Here is a 21,970-nt window from a genome sequence, read left to right as displayed (position 1 = left end):
CTGCGGCCCGGCCACCATCAGGGGGCAGCGCACTGCACCATCCCTTGCCAGTCCGACGGGTTGCCGGTCCGAGGGGGCGCGATGGGCACAGCCTCACCGATGCCGGGTGACCGGGGACAGGAAGCCCTCGGCGATGGGGCCGCATCCCATGCGGCCATGGCCGCCACCGGCGAAGGCCGGACATGAAACGGGCCGCGCGATCACCGCACGGCCCTCCAGGAGGCAAGGGGCCCCGGCCGCGGGGGGACCGAAGACCCTACTTGATCTTGCCTTCCTTGTATTCGACGTGCTTACGCACGACAGGATCGTATTTCCGCACGGTCATCTTTTCGGTCATGGTGCGGGCATTCTTCTTGGTGACGTAGAAATGCCCGGTCCCGGCCGAGGAATTGAGGCGGATCTTGATCGTGGTCGGCTTGGCCATGCTGATCTCCGTCGCGGGCCACCGGCCTGCGTGACTTTCCGTGAAGCCCGCCTTCTATCCGCCATGCCGGAACTGTCAACCGCCCTGCTGCACATCAGGCCAGCGGAAAGTCGAGCGTGAACACCGTGCCGCCGCCCTGGCGCGGCGACCAGCGCGCCTCGCCCCCGATCTCGCCGGCCTTTGACAGGACAACCCTCGTCCCGAGGCCTGATTGCCCCGTCCTCTCGGGCATGCCGCAACCGTCATCTTCGACCACAAGCTGTGCGCGACCGGGCCCTTCGGCAGCGAGGCGGACATGCACGGCGTTGTCAGGCCCCAGCCGGGCATGCCGGAAGGCGTTGGCCACGACCTCGGCCAGGATCAGCCCCAGTGCCACCGCGCGATCGGGCGTGACGGACAGGGGGGCGAGCGTCGTCTCGATCCGTGCACCATCCCCATTGCGCAGGGCGGCGGCGAGATCCGTGCAGAGATGGCCCAGATAGTCGTCGAGCAGGACCGCATCGGGCATCTCGGCGCGGTAGAGCTGGTCATGGACTGCGGCCACGGTCAGCACGCGCTGTGCCGCCTCCGACAGGCAGGCCTCGGCCTCGCCCGCGCTCTGGCGGGCCTGCATCCGCAGCAGCCCGACGATCAGCATCAGGCTGTTCTTGACGCGATGATCGATCTCGCGCAGCAGGAGCCGGCTCTGCGCGAGCGCAACCTCGGCCTCGGCGCGGCGGGTCTCGATCTCCTGCAGGGCCTCCATCTGGGCCGTCACATCGCGCGAGACGGACAACAGGGCCGTGACGCCATCGGCGCCCTCGGCGATCTTGCCTTGACGGATGGGCGCAACCGTCACCTCCCACCATTTGGGCGTGCCCTTCGCTGTCGGGCAGAAGGCCGTGAAGCGCGCCGTCTCTCCTGCCCTGGCGCGGGCAACGGCGCGGCGCAGCTGGTCCTCGGCCTCGGACGGCCAGAGCGTCCACCAGTCGCATCCCCGGATCGCCCCGAAATCGTCGATCTCCATCAGGCAGAGGCCGGCATGGCTCATCGCGATGAGCCGTCCGTCAAGGTCCAGAAGCTTGACGCAATCGGGCAGCGCCGAGAGCAGCGAGACGGCCAGCCCCACCCCGCCTGCCGCTCCGCCGGGAATGCCGGCGACAAAGCCCAGATCATGGGCAAGGGACAGACCGGTTCCATGAGCAAGAGCGGCATCGGCCTGCGGCATGATGACATGGTCCTTTCCGTCCTGCGGCGTGTGGAGCATGATCCCATCGCCCTGCAAGGCGCAAGCCGTGTCGGGCCAACGGACGGAAAGACAAGGCGCGGACGGCCTGTAAGCCGGATTCTGTCCGGGGGGTTGCCCCCCCTGGATGACCATTCCTCTGGGCCCGTCGTTGCCGGCGGGCTCGTGCTGCCTACCCGGGTTCCTCGGGCTCAGGCGACCCTGCCGACCACCCCCTTCGGGGCGGCCGACGCGGAACCCCTATTCGGCATTGCTCCCGGTGGGGCTTGCCGTGCCGGTCCGGTTACCCGTCCCGCGGTGGGCTCTTGCCCCACCGTTTCACCCTTGCCGCCGGCCCCTGTCAGGGGCGTCCGGCAGGCGGTCTGTTCTCTGTGGCGCTTTCCCTCGGGTTACCCCGGCCGGGCGTTACCCGGCACCGTGCCTTGTGGAGTCCGGACTTTCCTCGGGCAGCGCTGCCCGCGGTCATCCGGCCATCCGCGCGTTCCCGATCTAGGGGCCGGGGCGGGCAGGGTCAACCGGAAAGCGGCGGGCCAGATCGCAGGCCATGCCCGCATCGAGCGGGTCCGGCGCCCCTTCGCCCCAGGGCCGGAATCGCAGGCGGAAGGCCCTCAACAGCACCGCCGGCGGCTGCGCAGGATCATAGCCAAAGGCATGAAGCGCGGGGAGAAACTGCGCCGGATCGGCCTTGGCGCCCTCCTCGGGCCAGACCGAGAGCCCCGCCCGTGCCAGGCGCCGCCAGTCGAAGCGGGGGCCGGGATCGGCCTTGCGCGCGGGGGCCATGTCGCTGTGGCCGATGACCCGCTCGGGCGGGATGGCCCAGCGGTCGAGGATCCCCTCCAGAAGCCTTTCGAGCGCTGTCATCTGCGCGGCCGCGAAAGGATGATCGCCACGGTTCTGCAGCTCGATTCCGATCGAGCGGGAGTTCACATCCGTCACCTCTCCCCAGCGGCCGGATCCGGCATGCCAGGCCCGGCGCTCCTCGGGGACCAGGGCCGTGACGGTGCCGTCCGTGTCGATCAGCCAATGGGCCGAGACCTGGGCCGCCGGATCGCAGAGCCGGGCCAGCGAGAGCGCAGCCGATTCCATCGCCGTGTAATGGATCACGACAAGGTCCGGACGCGCGCCCCCGCGCCGCTCACCGTGATTGGGCGAGAGGCTCAGCCGCGAACCGCCGCGCGGAAGGGGGCGGGATCCCATGCGCAGGCGAACCCGTCCCCGTCCGGATCGAGACCGCGGGGATCACGCCGGGGCCCCCCGCGGGCAAGGAAGTCCCGCTGGGCGTCATCGGCGCTGGCGTAATCGGCGCAGTTGCGCTGCATCCGGGCCTGGGTCGAGAAGATGAAGCGCGAATAGAGCGGCTCGCCGCGCTGATTGGTGGTCGAAAGCGCGTATTCGACGATGTTCGGCCCGGTGGGCACGGCCGGCGCGGTGGCGGCCGCGCCGGGCACGATCACCGGCGCCGCATTGGAGGGGCGCGCCTCGAGCCCGCTGTCGCGCAGCGGGTCCGCCTGGGGGTTCCAGGCCGGTTCGGTCGTCGGCGCCGCCGCGGGGGCAGAGGCCGTCGTCACGGCAGGGGCCGATGCGGCAGGCCAGCCCGCAGCAGGGATGGCGGGGGATGTGGCGGGCAGAACGGCCCCGCCCGTGCCGATTCCGGCCGCTGCCAGATCGGCCGAGGTGACCGATCCGCTGCCCGTGGCCATCCCGAAGCTGCCCGACGCCCCGACCGGGGCCGGATTGTAGGCCGGGCCGTAGGCTGCGGGGCCGGCCGTCACTGGATAGGTGGCCGCCGGCATGGACAGGGGCGCCAGTCCCCCGGCGGGTGCACCGGTCAGCGCCGCTTCGCGCCGCGCACGCTCGAGCTCGTATTGCGCATAGTCACCGAAGCCGACGCCCGCCCCGCTGTCGGGGATGGGCTGGGCGCAGGCAGAGAGGAGCACCCCGCCAGAGAGCCCGATTGCGAGGATCGCACGCATGGTATCCCCCGTTCCGTCGTGTCAGCGTCCCGCCCCCTGGACAGGGCTGCCTACCACCACTTCGCCGGCCTTGCCAAGAACCCTGCCCGGGCTTCGATCGCCTGGGCGATGTTCAGCAGATCCCCCTCCTCCCAGGGACGCCCGATGAGCTGGAGACCGAGCGGCAGCCCCTCGGCATCCAGCCCCGCCGGCACGCTGATCCCCGGCAGACCGGCGAGATTGACGGTCACCGTGAACACGTCGTTGAGATACATCTGCACCGGATCCTCGAAGCGCTGCCCGAGGGGGAAGCGGCCGAGGGGGTGCCGGGGTCAGGATCGCATCGACGCCGCTGGCAAAGGCCTGTTCGAAATCCCGCCGGATGAGGGTGCGGACGCGGCGTGCCCGGTTGTAATAGGCGTCGTAGAAACCGGCCGACAGGACATAGGTGCCGATCATCACCCGGCGCTGCACCTCGGGGCCAAAGCCTTCGGCGCGGGTCTTCTCGTACATCTCGATGATGCCGTCACCCTGGGCGAGGCGCGCGCGGCGCCCGTAGCGCACCCCGTCATAACGCGCGAGATTGGACGACGCCTCGGCCGGCGCGATCACGTAATAGGCCGGCAGCGCATACTTCGTATGCGGCAACGAGATGTCGCGGATCGTGGCCCCCGCATCGGCCAGCATCTCGCGCCCGCGCGCCCAGAGGGCCTCGATGGCCTCCGGCATGCCGTCCATGCGGTATTCGCGCGGGATGCCGATGACCTTGCCGCGGATGTCCCCCGTGAGCATCGCCTCGTAGTCGGGCACGGGCAGGTCGGCCGATGTCGAATCCAGGGGGTCATGCCCGGCCATCGCCGACAGCAGGATGGCCGCATCGCGCACGGTGCGGGTCATCGGCCCGGCCTGATCGAGCGAGGAGGCGAAGGCCACGATCCCCCAGCGCGAGACGCGCCCATAGGTGGGCTTGAGCCCGACGATCCCGGTAAAGGCCGCCGGTTGGCGGATCGATCCGCCGGTATCCGTCCCCGTCGCCGCCAGGCACAGCCCCGCCGCCACTGCCGCCGCCGACCCGCCCGAGGAGCCGCCGGGCGTCAGCGGGGTGTCGTCACCCCGCCGCCGCCAGGGATTGACCGCCGGGCCGTAGACAGAGGTCTCGTTGCTGCTCCCCATGGCGAACTCGTCCATGTTGAGCTTGCCCATGGTCACCGCGCCGGCCTTGCGCAACTGCTGTGTCACGGTCGATTCGTAGGGGGGGCGGAACCCCTCGAGAATGCGCGAGGCGGCCTGTGTCGGCACGCCCTCCATGCAGAACAGGTCCTTGATGCCGATCGGGATGCCGCACAGATCGGGGGCCATGCCTGCATCCAGCCGCCGCTGCGCGGCCTCGGCCTGCTGCCGAGCAAGGTCGAAGGTCTCGTGCACGAAGGCGTTGAGAGGACGCCCGGCCTCGATGGCGGCGATCAGGGCTTCGGTCAGATCGGGCGCCGTAATCGACCGGTTGCGGAGCGCATCGCGCGCTTCGGCGATGGTGAGAGCGGTCAGATCGGTCATTCCACCACCTTCGGGACGGCAAAGAAACCCTCGCGGGCATCAGGAGCGTTGAGCAGGACCTCGGCCTGCCGGTTGCCATCGGTGACGACATCGGGTCGCCGCTTGAGGCGCATGGGCGTGACCGATGTCATCGGCTCCACGCCTTCCACATCGACTTCCTCGAGCTGGGCGACAAAACCCAGGATGGCGTCGAACTCGCGGGCCAGTGCCGGAAGGCGGTCCTCCTCGACGCGGATGCGGGCCAGGCGGGCGATCTTGCGAGCGGTGTCGGTGTCGATGGCCATCGGGCTGCGGCTCCCTGCGGGGGCGGGCATGTCGCGCCCGCTTAGCGCCGGCTTGCGGGGGCGGCAACCCCGTGTCGGCCCAGCAGCTCGATCATCCAGCCCAGCATCAGCGCATTGAGAAGATGCCACAGGACATGCGTCCCCATCGGAACCGCCCCGCACAACACCCCATCGAGCGAGCGGAAGACCAGAGAGAGGCACAGGATTCCTGCCCCCGCCGCCAGCCCCTGCGCGAGCGCCGGCCGCCGGCGATACAGAAGCCCGGCATGGATCAGGATCAGCAAGGGCACCGGCCAGTAGACCGCCGAGATGCGAAATCCCGGAAGAGCCGCGAAAACCGGCGCCAGGGCCGCGATCCAGGGCAGGGTCGCCGCCGTCAAAAGCCCCGAGACAAGCCGCCCCTGCCCCCAGAAGCGGCGCTGCGCGGCCCAGACATAGAGCAGGATGAAACCGAGGATCGGCAGGACATCCGCCGCCGCCGCCCAGGATGTGGCGAGGGTGTGGAACAGGAAGCTGCCGATGCCGATCACACCCAGGACCATGGCCAGCGCCGCGCAGAGCGGGTCCTTCCCCCAGCGGCGCCAAGCGAGGAACGCGGCGAGAAGAAACGCCGCATTCGACAGGGCATTGACCGGCTCGGCCCAGAATTCCGGCCCGTCCGTTCGCAGTAGAGATCGACAGGCTCCATACTGTCCCCTTTCATCTCCGACCAGCGGCCGCCTGCCGCTCCGCCGATCCGGAGCGCTTGGCATCTGTCTGACAGGCGCTAGGCTGAAGGCATCCCCGCCCGAGGCCTTCCATGTTTCCCATCCGCGATCACAATCCCTCTGCCGGCACACCCTTCGTGACCTGGGCGTTGATCGTGCTCAATGTGGGCATCCATCTCTGGGTCGTGTCGAGTCTCCAGACCCCGCGCGAACTCTGGGCCCTCTATGACGCCTATGCCCTCGTGCCGGCGCGGCTCAGCGCAGGGGATGGCTGGGGGACGCTCCTGACCTCCACCTTCCTTCATGGGGGCTGGATGCATCTGATCGGGAACATGCTGTTCCTGTTCGTCTTCGGTGACAATCTCGAGGACGTGCTGGGCCATGCGGGCTTTCTGGCCTTCTATCTCGCATCCGGCGTGGGGGCGGGGCTCGTGCACTGGTGGGCGGCGCCCTTCTCCTGGGTGCCGACGATCGGCGCCTCCGGGGCCATCGCCGGAGTGATGGGGGGCTATCTGCTGCTGTTCCCGCGCGCCCGGGTGGATGTGCTGATCTTCATCGTCATCCTGATCCGCATCGTCCCGGTCCCGGCCTGGCTGATGCTGGCGCTGTGGTTCGGGCTGCAGCTTCTGGGCGGCGTGGGGGCCGATCCGGAGGCCGGCGGTGTGGCCTACTGGGCCCATGCGGGGGGATTCGTCGTGGGGCTCGGGCTGATCCTGCCGATCTGGCTCGCGCGGGGCGGTCCGGCCTTCTGGGAGCGCACCCATGGCCACCCGCCCCATCCCGATGCGGCCTATGGAGCGCTCAGCCCGACACGGGTGCCGCGGGTCCGTCGGCGGCGCTGAGGAGGGGTCGGGCGGCCCCTGCCCGCTGCCCCCTTTGCCTGCTGTCAGCCCCGTGCCCGGATGATGGCGGCGAACTTCTCGAAGATGCCGGCATTGGCGGCGATGACATCGCCATGCTCCAGCGGTCTGTGGCCGTCGCGGATAGCCCCGACAAGGCCCCCCCGCCTCCTGCACGATCAGCAGACCCGCCGCCATGTCCCAGGGGTTCAGGCCCCGTTCCCAGAAGCCATCGTAGCGTCCCGCGGCGACATAGGCGAGGTCGAGCGCCGCCGATCCCAGCCGCCGCACCCCCGCGCATTCGGGCATCAGCCGCGCCAGATCCTGCAGCGTCGCAGGCAGGGTGTTGCGCGGGCCGAAGGGGATGCCGGTAGCGAACAGCGCCTCGGACAGGCGTGTGCGCGCACTCACCCGGATGCGGCTTTCGTTGAGCCAGGCCCCCTCACCCTTCTCGGCCCAGAAGGTCTCGTCCTTGACGGGATCGTGGATCACCCCGGCCACGATCTGCCCTTTGTGCTCGAGAGCGATGGAAACGGCCCAGTGCGGCAGGCCGTGAAGGAAATTCGTCGTCCCGTCCAGCGGGTCGACGATCCAGCGCCGCGTGGGATCCTCGCCGGCCGTCCCGCCGCCCTCCTCGCCGAGAAAGCCGTAGGTGGGGCGTGCCTCGGTCAGCATCTGGCGCAGGGTCTGTTCGGCCTGCCGGTCAGCGCGGCTGACGAAATCGCCCGGCCCCTTGATCGAGACCTGAAGCTGCTCGACCTCGGCGAAATCCTTCAGAAGCTGGCGGCCTGCCTTGCGGGCGGCCCGGACCATGACATTGAGATTGGCGCTGGGCATCCGGGGGCCTCCTGTCGGGTCAGGGGGGGGCTATAGGGGGCGCGGCCGTCCCCTGCAAGCGCCTCAGCCATGGCCGATCCGCACTCCCTCCTCCCGGGCCAGACGGATCAGATGGGCCACATAGGGCAGACTGGCCTCCTCGCTGCGCACCGCAGCATGAAGGCGCCGAATCACCGGCCGCCGTCGCGCCGCAGCGGCCGCACCGCCAGACCGCCCGCCGTGCCGCCGGTTCGGGCCGCGCGCATCACCCAGTCCGGCAGCACCGTCACCCCCCGCCCAGCCGCGACCAGAAGCAGGATCATCGCCGTCAGTTCCACCTTCCGCACCGAGGCCGGCTCGACCCCTGCAGGTGACAGAAGTTCGGTGAACAGATCGAGCCGCGAACGCTCCACCGGATAGGTCAGCAGGGCCTGCCCTCGGAAATCCGCCGCCTCGACCCAGTCCTTGGCAGCCAGCGGATGGGTTTCGGCGCAGACCAGGACGGGCTGATAGTCGAAGAGCGGCAGGAAGGTCACACCCGGCAGATCCTCCGGGTCTGAGGACACCACGAGATCCACATCGCCCCGCCGCAGCGCCGGCAGCGCATCGAAGGCCAGGCCGGGGCGGATGTCGATATCCACCTCCGGCCAGGCCCGGCGAAACCGGTCGAGCACGGGCAGCAGCCATTCGAAACAGGCATGGCATTCGATGGCAACATGCATCCGACCTGCCCGCCCCTGCGCCAGTCCCGAGAACTCGGCTTCGAGAGCGGCGATCTGCGGCAGGATCACCTCGGCCGCTGCCAGCAACCGCCGCCCCGCAGGCGACAGGCGCAGCGGCTTGGTCCCGCGCAGGAAGAGCGGCGTGCCCGCCTGCTCCTCGATCGCCCGCACCTGATGGGACAGCGCGGATTGCGTCAGACCCAGCCGCTCGGCCGCCGCAGCCAAACTGCCGGTTTCGTGGATGGCCTGGATCGTTCGGAGATGGCGGAACTCGATATGCAAATTCGCCTCATGAAGATCGTGAGAATTATGAATTTGTCTCATGGGAGAGGATATGGGACAAGCAGCCCGTCACAGGAGTTCGCCGATGTCCGTCGCCGTCAGTTACGAATTCTTTCCTCCCCGCGATCTGGCCGCGTCCTTCCGCCTGTGGGACACGCTTCAGGCGCTGGCCCCCTTCGAGCCTGCCTTCGTCTCGGTCACCTATGGGGCGGGGGGGACGACCCGGACGCTGACGCATGAGGCCGTGACGACCATCCGTCAGACCACCGGCCTGCCGGTGGCCGCGCATCTGACCTGCGTGGAGCAGACGCGGGAGGAGACGCTGGCCATCGCCGAATCCTATGCGGCGGCTGGGGTGAAGGACATCGTTGCGCTGCGCGGCGACCCGCCCGGGGGTGAGGCACGCTTCGTGCCGCATCCGGAGGGTTTCGCCTCCTCGGTGGAGCTGATCGAGGCCCTGGCCGCAACGGGGCGCTTCCGCATCCATGTGGGGGCCTACCCCGAAACCCACCCGGAGGCGCCTGATGCACAGGCCGGGATCGACTGGCTGCGGCGCAAGTTCGATGCGGGGGCTTCGTCGGCTATCACCCAGTTCTTCTTCCGGCCCGAGACCTTCTTCCGCTTCCGCGATGCCTGTGCTGCAGCAGGCCTGCCGGCCGAACGGATCGTGCCCGGCATCCTGCCCGTCCAGAGCTGGGCCGGCGCCCGCCGGTTTGCCGAACGCTGCGGCACGGCGATTCCCCCCGCCACCGCCCAGGCTTTCGAGAATGCCGAACGCGACGGGACGACGCGGCTTCTGGCGCTGGCCACGGCCACCTCGCTCTGCGAAAGGCTGATTGCGGGGGGGGTGGAGCACCTCCACTTCTACACGCTCAACCGGCCGGATCTGACGCGCGACATCTGCCTTGCGCTCGGCCTGCGCCCGCGCGTGCGGCTTCAGGCGGTGGCCTGACGGGCCGGCCTGCCGGGGGGCGGCCTTCACCGGGCCGTTTCAGCCCGTCAGGATATCGAGGCCGAGATCCAGCGTGCCTGCTGAATGGGTCAACGCCCCGACCGAGATGTAATCCACACCCGTTGCGGCGACCGCTGCGATGCGCCCGGGACGCATGTTGCCCGAGGCTTCGGTCGTCATCCGGCCGGCCACCATCCGCACCGCCTCGCGCAGCATGGCTTCGTCCATGTTGTCGAGCAACACCGCATCGGCACCCCCGACAGCCAGCACCTCCTCGAGCTGAGCGAGGCTGTCCACCTCGATCTCGACGCGCAGCGCATGGGACAGGCGGGCGCTCACCGCCATGAGCACGGGCCGGATGCCGCCCGCGGCGGCGATGTGGTTGTCCTTGATCAGGACCATGTCCGAGAGCGAAGCGCGGTGGTTGTATCCCCCGCCATGCAGGACAGCCTGCTTCTCCAGAAGGCGCAGGCCGGGCGTTGTCTTGCGGGTGCAGGTGATACGGGCGCGGGTTCCCTGCGCTTCGGCCACGCAGCGAGCGGTCAGCGTCGCGATGCCTGACAGACGGCCGGCGAAATTCAGTGCCACCCGTTCGGCAGCCAGGATCGAGGCGGCATCGCCGCTGACCTCGAGAAGCCGATCCCCCGGACCGCAGGCCGAGCCATCGGGCCTGTGGATGGTGACGCGCAGTGCCGGATCGACCAGCCGGAAGGCCAGCGCTGCCACCTGCATGCCGGAGACGACCCCCCCTTCGCGGGCATTCAGACAGGCCGTGGCAACGGTTCCGGGGGGAATCACGGCGCGGCTCGTGACATCCCCACCTGCCCCCAGATCCTCGAGCAGCGCCGCCCGCAGCAATGGTTCGATCAGCAGATCCGGCAAGGGGGGGTGAAGGGTCATGTCATCTCCCTCTCGCACTGGCGGCGCAGGGCCAGGGCCTCGTCCAGGGTCAGGCGGCTGCGCTGACCGATCTCGCCCCGGGGGGCGGGAAAATCGCTGCGGAAATGCGCGCCGCGGCTTTCCTCCCGCAGAAGGGCGGCCGCCGCGATCAGCGTCGCCGTGGCACAGATGTTGCGAAAGGCCTCGGACGGCGGCGGCGCCGCAGCCTCGAGCCCGGCGATGGCGGCCAGGGCCCGGCGCAGGCCCGAACCATCGCGCACCACGCCGACATGATCGGTCATCATGCGCCGCAGCGCCCGCAGGCGAGCATCCTCCTGCGCGGCCAGGGCATGGCCCTGCGGCAGGGGCCGCAATGCGGGCAGTCGCAGCGGGGGGGCACCGAGGCAACCCGCAGGGCCGATCGCATCCCGGATGTCGCCGGCACAGGCACGGGCGAAGACGAGCGCCTCCAGCAGACCGTTCGAGGCCAGACGATTCGCCCCGTGCAGGCCGGTCGAGGCACATTCCCCACAGGCCCAGAGACCGCGCAGGCTTGTCCGGCCCCGCTCATCGGTGGCGATGCCGCCCATGTGGTAATGGGCGGCCGCGGCCACCGGCACCGGCTCCTGCACCGGATCGATGCCCGCCCTCGCGCAGGCCGCGACCAGCGCCGGGAACTGCTCTCGCAGGCGCGGGCCGAGGGATGTGGCATCAAGAACCGGGCGCAGGCCGGCGCGGCTCTGGAGGAAGATCGCCCGGGCCACCACATCGCGGGGGGCCAGCTCGGCATCGGGATGGACAGAGAACATGAAGCGTTCCCCGTCCCGGTTGCGCAGCACGGCCCCTTCGCCGCGCAGCGCCTCGGTCGCCAGCGGGGCAGGATCCTCGCCGATGTCGATCGCGGTCGGGTGGAACTGGACGAATTCCGCATCGGCGATCACGGCGCCGGCCCGGGCGGCCAGGCCGATCGCCTCGCCCCGGATGCGGCGCGGATTCGTCGTCAGGGCATAGAGCCCTCCCGATCCGCCACCCGCCAGCAGGACAGCCGGAGCCCGGAGGACGACAGCCTCCGATCCGCCTGGGGCCGCACTCTCGAGGCGAAGGCCGCAGACCTCTCCGCCCGCGGTCTCGAGTGCCACGGCCCGCACCCCTTCGAGCACCTGCACGGAGGGCGTTGCGCGCACCGCTGCCGCCAGATGCCGCATGATGGCGGCCCCGGCTTGATCGCCCCGCACCCGCACGACGCGGGCAAAGCTGTGTGCCGCCTCGCGCGAGAGGACATAGCCGCCCTCCGCGCTGCGGTCGAAGGGGGTCCCGAGATCGGCCAGGATACGAACATGCTCGCCCGCCTCCTGCACGACGCGATGGGCGACGACGGCATCGACCAGCCCGGCCCCGGCCCGGATCGTGTCGGCGGCGTGGATCGCAGGACTGTCCGGCGCCTTCAGCGCCGCGGCCACACCGCCCTGGGCCCAGGCGGAACTGGCCCCCTCGCCCAGCGGTTCGGGAGACAGCACAAGCACCGGAAAGGGGGCCAGTGCGAGAGCCGCCGAGAGCGCGGCCAGGCCGGCCCCGACGATGACGACCCGATCCGTGGCAGCCCCGCCCATGCCCTCAGCCGCGTCCCGTCACAGCCCGAGCCGGCGGCTCAGATCGATCATGCGCTGCACCGCCTGGCGCGCCGGGGCGGCGATCTCGGGCGGCACCTCGACAGTGCCGGTCATGCTGTGCAGCGACCACAGGACCTTTTCCAGCGTGATCCGCTTCATGTGCGGGCAGAGATGGCAGGGGCGGGCGAATTCCACCTCGGGCAGCTCGTCGGCGATGTTGGCGGCCATCGAACATTCGGTGACGAGCAGGGCCCTGGCCGGGCGGCGATCCCGGACCCAGCGGATGATCCCGGCCGTCGATCCGGTGAAATCCGCCTCGGCGACCACCTCGGGCGGGCATTCGGGATGGGCGATGATCGTCAGATCCGGCTGATCCTGGCGGTAGGCGCGCAGCTCCTCGGCGGTGTAGAGTTCGTGCACCATGCAGGAACCCGGCCAGTAGACGATCCGCTTGCGGCTCTGCCGGGCGACGTTCTGGGCCAGATAGCGGTCCGGCGTCATGATGACGGTATCGGCCTCCAGCGCCTCGACGATCTGCAGCGCATTGGCCGAGGTGCAGCAGATGTCGGAGACGGCCTTCACCGCGGCGCTGGTATTGACATAGCTCACCACCGGCGCGCCCGGATGGCGCAGCCGCAGCGCCTCTACGCCCTCGGGAGTGATGCTCTCGGCCAGAGAGCAGCCTGCATCCCTGTCGGGAATCAGGACGGTCTTGTCCGGGCTGAGGATCTTGGATGTCTCGGCCATGAAATGGACGCCGCACTGGACGATGACATCCGCCTCGGTCTCGGCCGCCCGGACAGCCAGCTGCAGGCTGTCGCCGACGACATCGGCGATCCCATGATAGATCTGGGGCGTCATGTAGTTATGCGCGAGGATGACGGCATTCCTCTCGCGCTTGAGGCGGTTGATGGCGACGACATAGGGCGCATGCATCGCCCAGTCCGCGAAGGGCACGACGCGCTTCATCCGTTCGTAGAGGGGCCGGGTCTCCTCGGCCAGGGTCAGGCTGGGCGCCAGGTCGTAATGGCGGCCGAGCTCTGCCCGGATATCGGTGATCTGGTCCATGAGCGGTCCGCCTTCTGCCCCCGTGACCGGACGCGTAGCTCGGGCCCGGCCTTCCCCCAGGGCAGGCTTTCTATCCCCCCTGCGCGGCGACTGCAAATCTGCGTGGACGGCGGCAGGGCCGACCGGCCTCATCCCCCCCGCTTCCGCAAGGCGGGCGAGAGCGCTGCGGATCTGTTCGATCTCGGCCTCCCGCGCGGCCAGGCTGCCCCGCGTCTCCTCCACCACCTCTTCGGGAGCCGAAGCGAGGAAGCCGGGATTGCCGAGGCGGCCACGCAGGGCCGCAGCTTCCGTCTCGGCCTTCCGGAGCGCCTTCTGCATGCGGGCTGTCTCGGCGGCGATGTCGATCAGCCCCTGCAGCGGCAGGGCAAAGACCGCGCCCGGCACGGGCACCGTGACCGACCCGCGCGGCACCGCCCCCTCGACCGGCTCCTCGATCCGCGCGAGCCGCCGGATCAGCGCGCCGTTGCGGGCCAGCGCCGTCCGGGCGGCGGCGTCCGCCTCGGCCATGACCACCGGCACGGTGAGCCCGGCAGGCACGTTCATCTGCGCCCGGACGGAGCGGATCCCCTCGATCAGGGCGACGGTCCAGCGCATCTCGGCCTCGGCCGCCGGATCGACAAGGTCGACCGCGCGCAGATCCGGCCATTCCGCATGCGCCAGGAGGCCCTCGCGCGGGCCGGTCTGCTGCCAGAGCGTCTCGGTCACGAACGGCATGAAAGGGTGCATCAGGATCAGGCAGCGGTCGAGGACCCAGCCCATCACGGCCTGCGTCTCCGCCTTCAGGGCGGCATCTCCGCCGCCCAGAAGCGGCTTGGAGAATTCGACATACCAGTCGCAGACAACCCCCCAGACGAAGGCATGGAGAGCGCGCGCCGCCTCGTCGAAACGGAAGGCGCCCAAAGCCGCCTCGACAGCCTCGGCGGCGCGGGCGGTCTCGCCCAGGATCCAGCGGTTGACAGGGGCGGTCGCAGCCGGCGGAGCGGCACGGCGCGGAATCTCGAAGACCCCGTTCATCTCGGCGAAGCGATGGGCGTTCCACAGCTTGGTGCCGAAATTGCGGTAGCCGGCCACACGATCCTTGGACAGGCGCAGGTCGCGCCCCATCGCCGCCATCGCGGCCAGGGTGAAGCGCACCGCATCAGCCCCGTATTCATCGATCAGCTCGATGGGGTCGATGACATTGCCCACCGACTTGGACATCTTCCGCCCCTTCTCGTCCCGCACGAGGGCATGGACATAGACGGTGCGGAACGGCACCTCGCCCACCAGCGCAAGCTGCATCATCATCATCCGGGCGACCCAGAAGAAGATGATGTCGAACCCCGTCACGAGGACGGATGTGGGATAGTAGCGGCGCAGCGCGGGGGTGTCCGCAGGCCAGCCCAACGTGCCGATCGGCCAGATGCCGGAGGAGAACCAGGTATCGAGCACATCCGGATCGCGCCAGACCGGATAGACGAGGCGCGTGGGATCCTGCGAGAGATTGTAATCGGCGAGCGCGCGGGCAAAGGCCTCGGCCGCGGCATGGCGATCCTCGACCTCGATCACCCGCGCGTGATTGAGGGGCGCCGGCAGATCGGCGATCTCGGAGAGGAAGGATTCGGCCACCGCCTCGAAGGAGCGTCCGCAGCGGTGCACCGGCGTTTCGGCCACGAAATCGCGGTCGAGCAGCAGATCCATGATCTCGATCTCGTCGAGCGCATCGTCCCCCTGTTCGTCGCGGAAGGCACCGGGCGAAAGGTCGAAGCCATACCAGACCGGAATGCGGTGCCCCCACCAGAGCTGGCGCGAGATGCACCAAGGCTCGATGTTCTCCAGCCAGTTGAAATAGACCTTCGCATCGCGCTCGGGCAGGATGGCGGTGCGTCCCTCGCGCACGGCGTCGATGGCGGGCCGGACGATGCGGGCCGTGTCCACGAACCACTGATCGGTCAGCATGGGTTCGATCACGACGCCGGACCGGTCACCGAAGGGCTGCATGATGACCTTCGATTCGACCAGCGGCACCGGCCCATCGGCGCTGTCGGTCATCACCGACAGGCCTTCTGCCTCGATCTGGCTGACGATGAGGCGGCGCGCCTCGAACCGGTCGAGCCCCCGCATCTCCTCGGGGACGAGATTGACCTGCGAGACATCCCCCGCCGGCCGCTCGCCCCGGGCGATGGCCACGGCGATGGCGACGGAGTCCTCATAAGGCAGGCCATCGCTCCGCATCCGGCCCTTCGTGTCCATCAGGCGATAAAGGGGAAGGCCGTGGCGCTGGGCCACCTTGTAGTCGTTGAAGTCATGGGCGCCGGTGATCTTGACTGCGCCCGATCCGAAGGCAGGGTCGGGATAGTCGTCGGCAATGATGGGGATCAGGCGACGCTGCCCCTTGGGGCCCACCGGAATCTCGCAGAGCTTGCCGATGATCGGGGCATAGCGCGCATCCGACGGGTGCACCGCCACCGCCCCGTCGCCCAGCATCGTCTCGGGCCGCGTCGTGGCGATGGCGATCCAGTCGCGTTCCTCCTCGAGGAGGATGCGGCCCTCCGCATCGCGTTCGACATGGAGATAGGTCTCCCCCCCCGCGAGCGGATACCTGAAATGCCACATGTGGCCCTGGATCTCGCGGTTCTCGACCTCCAGATCGGAGATCGCAGTCTCGAAATGCGGATCCCAGTTCACGAGGCGCTGACCGCGGAAGATCAACCCCTCTTCATACCAGCGGACAAAGACCTCGAGCACCGCCTCCTGAAAGGAGGGGTCCATGGTGAAGGCCTCGCGCGACCAGTCGCAGGAGGCGCCGAGCCGGTCGAGCTGGGCACGGATCGCGCCGCCCGAACGGGCCTTCTGCTGCCAGACGAGATCGACAAAGGCCTCGCGCGTGAAATCGGTGCGCCGCCGTCCCTGCTTCGCCAGCTCGCGTTCGACGACCATCTGCGTGGCGATGCCGGCATGATCGGTGCCCGGCTGCCAGAGGACATCGTGCCCCTTCATGCGGTGCCAGCGCACCAGGATGTCCTGAAGCGTGGCGTTGAAGGCATGGCCCATATGCAGGCTGCCGGTGACATTGGGCGGGGGCAGGACGACGGAGAAGGCCTCGGCCCCCGGCCGGGCATTGACACCGGCGCGGAAGGCGCCCGCCTCCTCCCACAGCGCACGAATCCGGGCCTCGGCCTCGGCCGCCGCGAACGTCTTGTCCATGCCCATCGCGCGACTCCTTACTCCTGGCCTGCGCGGGATAGCGGAAGGCGCGCGCGACGGGAAGTCCGGGGCACGAACGGAGCGTTCTCATCGGGGAACCCGAGCGTGCGCCAATTCTTTGACCTTCTGTCAACCGGATCATGCGACACTGGTCGGGCAGACCCGCGTGGGGAAAGGCATCGCAGATGAACCGCGCCGCATCGCGCAGACCCCCCTCCTCCCCCCCTGCGGGGGGCGAGGCGCTGGACCGTCTGTTCGGCCTGTTCGACCGCCGGCCCCGCCACAAGGAACGCCCCGCCCGTCACCGCGGGCCCGCGATGCATGTGATCATCCTCGACGGGACGATGTCCTCGCTCGCGCCGGGCTGGGAATCGAATGCGGGCCTGATCTACAAGCTGCTGCGCGAACAGGGTCTGCGCGCCAATCTGTCGCTGTATTACGAGGCCGGGATCCAGTGGCGCGACTGGCGCTCCTGCCATGAGGTGATCCTGGGCAAGGGAATCAGCCATCAGATCGAGCGCGCCTATGGCTGGCTGGCCAGCCGCTACCGCCCCGGCGACCGGATCATCCTGATCGGCTATTCGCGGGGCGCCTATGCGGTGCGCAGCCTGGCCGGCGTCATCGACCGGGTGGGGCTTCTGCGGGCCGAATCGGCCACGGCGCGCCATGTGCGCACGGCCTGGCGCCACTACCGCCGCGGCCTCGCCGGCCCCGCGACGGAAGCCTTTCGCCGCCATCATTGCCATGAGCATGTGGAGATCGCGGCGATCGGCTGTTTCGACACGGTCAAGGCCCTGGGCCTGCGCCTGCCTGTCCTCTGGCGCTGGGCCGAGGCCCGCCATGCCTTCCACAATCATGCCATCGGCCCTCATGTCGCCCGGGCCTTCCATGCCCTCTCCCTGCACGAGACGCGCGCCGCCTTCGCCCCTGTCCTGTGGCAGACGCCACCGGGCCGCGAAGGGGCGGTGGAACAGGTCTGGTTCCGCGGCGCTCATGGCGATGTCGGGGGGCAGGTCGGCATCCATCCGGCCAGCCGCCCGCTCTCCAACATCCCGCTGGTCTGGATGCTGGAGCGGCTCGAGAGCTGCGGTCTGCCGTTGCCCCCGGGCTGGCAGGCGCGTTTTCCCTGCGATCCCTCTGCCCCGCCTGTCGGCACCTGGCGCGGCTGGGGCAAGCTCTTCCTGTCGCGCCGCCGCCGCCGTCCCGGTTCGGATCCGTCAGAGCGGCTGCATCCCACGGCCCTGTGCGCCCCGCCGCCGCTCGGCCCGCTGCGGCAGGCGCTGCGATCCCTGACGGCGGCAGGACCGTTCCGCAAAGGATCCGGCGGCCCCGACGACGGTCATGGATGCGCGGATGCAGGCCCGTCGTGAGAAAGGGGCCCTTGCGCAGCCAGCCTTTTTCTCTCAAAGCTCTCGCGGCGGCGGTTCGGGCCCGTTCCGGCCCCTGCTGCTGTCGTCTGGTTTCTGAGGATACCGCCTCCGCAGGACGGAACCGGCTTGTCGCGGGGCTTCTGCCCCCGGACCGGGCCGGGGGCGGATCGTCCCTGCCTTCGGAGACGCCATGACCCAGGATGCTGCCTCCCTCTTCGCGCCCCGCCTGCGGGCCGAGCTCGAGGAACTGCGCGCCGCCTCGGCCGGGACGGCCGCCGATCGCGTGCCCGTCGCACTCGATCAGCAGAGCATCGGCCGCCTGTCCCGTCAGGATGCCCTGCAGATGCAGGCGATGGCGGCGGCCCAGGAGGCGCGACGCCTTGCGCGGATCCGCGCCATCGAGGCCGCGCTGCGGCGGATAGCGGCAGGGGAATACGGTTTCTGCGAATCCTGCGCCGCCCCCATCCCGGAGCGGCGCCTGGCCATCGACCCTGTCCTGACGCGCTGCGTCGGCTGTGCCCGCTGAGCTGATCGGACTGCACCATGCCCCTTGCCACGGTTTCCCCTGCCCCGCCCCTGTCCGCGCTGACCGGCCGGCAGATCGCCTGGATCCTGGGCGGCGCCTTGATGACGATGGCGACGATGCCCGGGCAGACGGTCTTTATCGCCCAGTTCAACACCGCCCTGAGGGGGGAATTCGGCCTCTCGCACGGGGAATTCGGCGGGCTCTACACGCTGGCGACACTGCTGAGCGCCTCTGGCCTCGTCTTTGCGGGAAGCCTCGCGGATCGCCTGCCCCTGCGCCGTCTGTCGGTGGCCTGTCTGCTCGGCCTGGCGGCCACGACCCTGCTGATGGCACAGGTGGGCAATATCCCGCTGCTGATCCTGGCGCTGGCAGCGCTGCGCTTCTTCGGACAGGGCATGCTCTCGCATGTGGCGCTGACGGCGATGGCGCGCTGGTTCAACCGCTTCCGGGGGCGTGCGCTGTCGCTGGCCGGGCTGGGCTTCACCCTCGGCGAAGCGATGCTGCCGCTCGGCCTGACGCTGGCGATCGGCGCCTGGGGCTGGCGCAGTGTCTGGGCCGGGACGGGTCTGGTGCTGGTTGTGGCGGTGCTCCCGCTTCTCCTGCTGCTGCTGCGCGATGCGCCGGACGGCCGGCGGGCGCGTGCGGCAGGACATGTCAATCCCGATGCGCTGCCGGCAGATCAGGCAACGGGCGCCGGCTGGACACGCCCGCAGGTGCTGCGCGATCCGCTGTTCTGGGGGCTGCTGCCCGGTATCATGGGGCCGCCGGCGATCGGCACGCTGCTGATCTTCCATCAGGCCCATCTGGCGGCGCTGAAGGGCTGGGATCTGACCACCTTCACCACCTTCTACCCCGTCCTTTCGGCCGCCGTGGTCACGGCCTCGCTCGGGGCGGGGGCTCTGGTAGACCGGTTCGGGGCCTGGCGTCTGCTGCCCTTCGTGCTGATGCCGCTGACGGCGGCCTGCCTGACCGCGGCCCTGCTTCAGCCGGTCTGGGCCATCCCGCTGCTTCTGGCCTGCCTCGGTCTGTCCACCGGCCTCGTCAATCCGGTGACCGGCGCGCTCTGGGCGGAACTCTACGGCACGGCCCATCTGGGGGCGATCCGGGCGCTTGTCACGGCAGCGCTGGTGGCGGCCTCGGCGCTCGGGCCGGGGCTGGCAGGGCTGCTGATCGATCTCGGCCCGGATCTGGATCGCCAGGCCTGGGGTTATGCCGGCTGGTGCCTGCTGTGGGTGCTGCTCTATCTGGCTCTGCGGCCGGTGCTGCGCAGGCGCACGGCCCGGCTCGGCTGATCCGGCCGGGCTTCCGGCGCGCGCGGGGTCTGGACTCCTTCGGGGCGGGGTGACGCGGCCTGGCGCAGGCGCTAGAGGGACAGGACAGGAGGTGCCCCGATGACCCAAGCTCCCACCCCCGCGCGCGAGGTGCGCGTGGGCGATGTCCTGTTCGGCAACGACCATCCCCTTGTGGTGATCGCCGGCCCCTGCCAGATCGAGACCCGCGATCACGCCCTGCGCATCGCCGAGCACATGGCCGCGGTCTGCGCCAGAGCGGGGGCGGCCTATGTCTTCAAGTCCAGCTACGACAAGGCCAACCGCACCTCGCTGGCAGGCCGGCGCGGACCGGGCATGGAAGAGGGCCTGCGCATCCTCTCGGATGTGCGCGCGGCCGTGGGTTGCCCGGTGCTGACCGATGTGCATGCCCCCGACCAGTGTCCCCCCGCCGCCGAAGCCGTGGACATCCTGCAGATTCCCGCCTTCCTGTGCCGGCAGACGGATCTCCTGCTTGCGGCCGGTCGGACGGGCGCGGCGATCAACATCAAGAAGGGCCAGTTCCTGGCCCCCTGGGACATGGCCCATGTCGCGGACAAGGTGGCCAGCACCGGCAACAGCCGCATCCTTCTGACCGAGAGGGGCGTGAGCTTCGGCTACAACACCCTGATCGCCGACATGCGCGCCTTGCCGATCATGGCGCGGACGGGCTGGCCGGTGGTGATGGATGCGACGCATGCGGTGCAGCAACCGGGGGGACTGGGGGGGGGCATCGGGCGGGCAGCGCGAATTCGCCCCGGTGCTTGCACGTGCAGCCGTGTCGATCGGCATCGCGGCAGTCTTCCTGGAGACGCATGAGGACCCCGACCATGCCCCATCGGACGGGCCGAACATGATTCCCCTTGACCGCATGGAGGCGCTGGTGACCTCGCTCATGGCCTTCGACCGGCTGGCCAAGGCCGATCCCCTGCATGTCTGAGGGGGCTTGCGCCCGCCCGGGGGCCGGGCTAGATGAGCCCCGCTGCTGGGGCGTCGCCAAGCGGTAAGGCAGCGGTTTTTGGTACCGCCATTCCCAGGTTCGAATCCTGGCGCCCCAGCCAGCCTTGCCTCATCCTCGCTGCTTCCCTGCCGGGGAACTCCGTCAGGGCAGGCTGATCAGAAGATCGTCTTGTTCGGCGGCAGCCCGACGGAATCGGCACAAGGGGCCGCGCAATCGACAGCCGGACGACGCCGAGCGACGGCGTTTCCGAAGGCCGGGTCAGATATCCGCGAATTGGATCTGGACCTTCACCGCGCGGCTACGATCGGCAGCCCGGGCGAAGGCCGCCTGCGCGTCCTGCAGCGGAAAGGATGCGGTGATGAGCGGCCGCACGTCGATCACATGGTCATCGATCAGACGGACGGCCTGGACGAACTCGGCATCGAAGCGATGCGTGCCGACAAGGCGGATCTCCTTGCCGACCAGCAGATTGACCGGCAGCGGCAGATCGCCGGTCACGCCGACCTGCACGATGGTACCCTGAGGTCGCACGGCCGCGATAGCGGTCCGCAGCGCCGGCGCGGCGGCAGAACATTCAAAGGCGACATCGAAGCAGCCCTTGTCCGTGCAGTAGGGGTCGAGCGCCTGTGGGGCCTCTGCGACATTCAGCACCGTGGTCGCGCCCATGGCGGAAGCCACCGCCAAGGGCACTTCGTGCAGATCGGTGGCTATGATCTCGGCTGCGCCCGCATACGCGGAGACGGCAACCATGAGGGCGCCGATGGGCCCGGCGCCGCAGACCAGCACCCGCCGACCTGAAAGCGGCCCTGCCTGATTGAGCGCGTGCAAGCATACAGCCAGCGGCTCTGCAACTGCCGCTTCCGCCAGGCTGGTGGTCGGCCCGATCCGCTCACACTGTGCAGCCTGTACCACCATCAGGTCGCGAAAGCCCCCTTGTTCATGAGGGAACCGAAGCGCCGAACCGTAGAACCGCATCGACAGGCAGTGCTGCCGCAGATTGTTGCAGCAGTAGCGGCATTCGCCACAAGGACGGCTCGGATTGACCGCGACCTTATCGCCGGGGGCAATGCCATGGACCCCCGGGCCCACCGCCTCGACTGTGCCGGAGAGCTCATGGCCCAGAATGATGGGTTCCCGCAGCCTGATCGGGCCGAAGCCGCCGTCATGGTAATAGTGCAGATCGGAGCCACAGATCCCGCCCGCACCGATCCGCAGCAGCACCTGGCCCGCCGAGGGATCCTGCACCTCTTCATGCTCGATACGAAGGTCATGGGGACCATAAAGACGGCAGACGCGCGTGCGCATG

The 21,970-nt window shown here is 69.5% G+C and carries 15 protein-coding genes, 1 tRNA gene, 1 other RNA gene and 5 pseudogenes; 7 read left to right on the top strand and 15 right to left on the bottom strand.

What is annotated here, in order from left to right; all coding sequences use genetic code 11:
• Window positions 1-256 precede the first annotated feature (256 nt).
• The 8 genes and pseudogenes from rpmG to RUTHE_RS11865 form a co-directional block, all read right to left on the bottom strand.
• Window positions 257-424: a 50S ribosomal protein L33 gene (gene rpmG, locus RUTHE_RS11895; protein ID WP_021098674.1), complete on the bottom strand. Its 168-nt coding sequence runs from the start codon at window positions 422-424 to the stop codon at window positions 257-259.
• A gap of 94 nt (window positions 425-518) precedes the next feature.
• Complete coding sequence (locus RUTHE_RS11890) at window positions 519-1,670, bottom strand: PAS domain-containing sensor histidine kinase (protein WP_021098673.1); 1,152 nt, start codon at window positions 1,668-1,670, stop codon at window positions 519-521.
• Between the two features lie 54 nt (window positions 1,671-1,724).
• Window positions 1,725-2,127: RNase P RNA component class A (rnpB, locus tag RUTHE_RS15580), an RNA gene on the bottom strand.
• Window positions 2,128-2,138: 11 nt separating this feature from the next.
• Window positions 2,139-2,810, bottom strand: a complete 672-nt coding sequence (locus tag RUTHE_RS11885) for an N-acetylmuramoyl-L-alanine amidase (RefSeq protein WP_144079668.1) — start codon at window positions 2,808-2,810, stop codon at window positions 2,139-2,141.
• Window positions 2,807-3,622, bottom strand: coding sequence for a hypothetical protein (locus tag RUTHE_RS11880; RefSeq protein WP_021098671.1), 816 nt, complete (start codon window positions 3,620-3,622; stop codon window positions 2,807-2,809). Before RUTHE_RS11880 ends, RUTHE_RS11885 begins: the two co-directional genes overlap by 4 nt.
• 50 nt (window positions 3,623-3,672) lie before the next feature.
• Window positions 3,673-5,155, bottom strand: a pseudogene (gene gatA, locus RUTHE_RS11875) (Asp-tRNA(Asn)/Glu-tRNA(Gln) amidotransferase subunit GatA).
• Window positions 5,152-5,439, bottom strand: a complete 288-nt coding sequence (gene gatC, locus RUTHE_RS11870) for an Asp-tRNA(Asn)/Glu-tRNA(Gln) amidotransferase subunit GatC (RefSeq protein ID WP_021098669.1) — start codon at window positions 5,437-5,439, stop codon at window positions 5,152-5,154. Before gatC ends, gatA begins: the two are co-directional and overlap by 4 nt.
• A 41-nt stretch (window positions 5,440-5,480) precedes the next feature.
• On the bottom strand, window positions 5,481-6,191 hold the full coding sequence (locus tag RUTHE_RS11865) for a ceramidase domain-containing protein (RefSeq protein ID WP_342662244.1): 711 nt from the start codon (window positions 6,189-6,191) through the stop codon (window positions 5,481-5,483).
• Window positions 6,192-6,238: 47 nt separating this feature from the next.
• Here RUTHE_RS11865 and RUTHE_RS11860 point away from each other — a divergent pair, with 47 nt between their 5' ends.
• The gene (locus RUTHE_RS11860; RefSeq protein ID WP_021098667.1) at window positions 6,239-6,988 is read left to right on the top strand and encodes a rhomboid family intramembrane serine protease; all 750 of its coding nucleotides are present in this window, start codon (window positions 6,239-6,241) and stop codon (window positions 6,986-6,988) included.
• 44 nt (window positions 6,989-7,032) lie between these two features.
• Here the strand turns inward: RUTHE_RS11860 and RUTHE_RS16160 are convergent.
• Together RUTHE_RS16160 and RUTHE_RS11850 are read right to left on the bottom strand one after the other, a co-directional pair.
• Window positions 7,033-7,822: pseudogene (locus RUTHE_RS16160) on the bottom strand (inositol monophosphatase family protein).
• A 63-nt stretch (window positions 7,823-7,885) separates the two neighbouring features.
• Window positions 7,886-8,805 (bottom strand): annotated as a pseudogene (locus tag RUTHE_RS11850) (LysR family transcriptional regulator).
• An 85-nt stretch (window positions 8,806-8,890) separates the two neighbouring features.
• Between RUTHE_RS11850 and RUTHE_RS11845 the strand changes: the two are divergent.
• A complete protein-coding gene (locus RUTHE_RS11845; RefSeq protein WP_021098663.1) occupies window positions 8,891-9,757 on the top strand; it encodes a methylenetetrahydrofolate reductase in 867 nt (288 codons plus the stop codon).
• Window positions 9,758-9,796: 39 nt separating this feature from the next.
• Here the strand turns inward: RUTHE_RS11845 and nadC are convergent, their stop codons facing one another.
• The 4 genes and pseudogenes from nadC to RUTHE_RS11830 form a co-directional block, all read right to left on the bottom strand.
• Window positions 9,797-10,657 (bottom strand): carboxylating nicotinate-nucleotide diphosphorylase, encoded by an 861-nt coding sequence (gene nadC, locus RUTHE_RS11840; protein ID WP_021098662.1) that lies wholly within the window; start codon window positions 10,655-10,657, stop codon window positions 9,797-9,799.
• Complete coding sequence (locus tag RUTHE_RS11835; protein ID WP_021098661.1) at window positions 10,654-12,246, bottom strand: L-aspartate oxidase; 1,593 nt, start codon at window positions 12,244-12,246, stop codon at window positions 10,654-10,656. The genes nadC and RUTHE_RS11835 overlap by 4 nt, the downstream gene beginning before the upstream one ends.
• Window positions 12,247-12,264: 18 nt before the next feature.
• A complete protein-coding gene (gene nadA, locus RUTHE_RS17645; protein ID WP_169578842.1) occupies window positions 12,265-13,314 on the bottom strand; it encodes a quinolinate synthase NadA in 1,050 nt (349 codons plus the stop codon).
• A gap of 135 nt (window positions 13,315-13,449) precedes the next feature.
• Window positions 13,450-16,506, bottom strand: a pseudogene (locus RUTHE_RS11830) (valine--tRNA ligase); the annotation flags it as partial.
• Window positions 16,507-16,685: 179 nt separating this feature from the next.
• Between RUTHE_RS11830 and RUTHE_RS11825 the strand changes: the two are divergent.
• From RUTHE_RS11825 to RUTHE_RS11805, 5 genes and pseudogenes are all read left to right on the top strand, one after another.
• The gene (locus RUTHE_RS11825) at window positions 16,686-17,870 is read left to right on the top strand and encodes a DUF2235 domain-containing protein (RefSeq protein ID WP_021098659.1); all 1,185 of its coding nucleotides are present in this window, start codon (window positions 16,686-16,688) and stop codon (window positions 17,868-17,870) included.
• 190 nt (window positions 17,871-18,060) lie between these two features.
• Window positions 18,061-18,396, top strand: a complete 336-nt coding sequence (locus RUTHE_RS11820; RefSeq protein ID WP_021098658.1) for a TraR/DksA family transcriptional regulator — start codon at window positions 18,061-18,063, stop codon at window positions 18,394-18,396.
• A gap of 17 nt (window positions 18,397-18,413) precedes the next feature.
• Window positions 18,414-19,688 (top strand): MFS transporter, encoded by a 1,275-nt coding sequence (locus RUTHE_RS11815; protein WP_021098657.1) that lies wholly within the window; start codon window positions 18,414-18,416, stop codon window positions 19,686-19,688.
• Window positions 19,689-19,787: 99 nt separating this feature from the next.
• Window positions 19,788-20,643, top strand: a pseudogene (kdsA, locus tag RUTHE_RS11810) (3-deoxy-8-phosphooctulonate synthase).
• A 46-nt stretch (window positions 20,644-20,689) separates the two neighbouring features.
• Window positions 20,690-20,764: transfer RNA gene (locus RUTHE_RS11805), tRNA-Gln, on the top strand.
• Window positions 20,765-20,922: 158 nt separating this feature from the next.
• Here the strand turns inward: RUTHE_RS11805 and RUTHE_RS11800 are convergent.
• Entirely contained in the window at window positions 20,923-21,969 is a 1,047-nt protein-coding gene (locus RUTHE_RS11800) for an L-idonate 5-dehydrogenase (protein ID WP_021098654.1), read from the bottom strand.
• Between the last annotated feature and the right edge of the window lies 1 nt (window position 21,970).

The organism is Rubellimicrobium thermophilum DSM 16684 (assembly GCF_000442315.1).
GTDB classification, from domain to species: domain Bacteria; phylum Pseudomonadota; class Alphaproteobacteria; order Rhodobacterales; family Rhodobacteraceae; genus Rubellimicrobium; species Rubellimicrobium thermophilum.
Note: the sequence above shows the minus strand (reverse complement) of the source record. Positions and strands in the feature narration are given on the sequence as shown.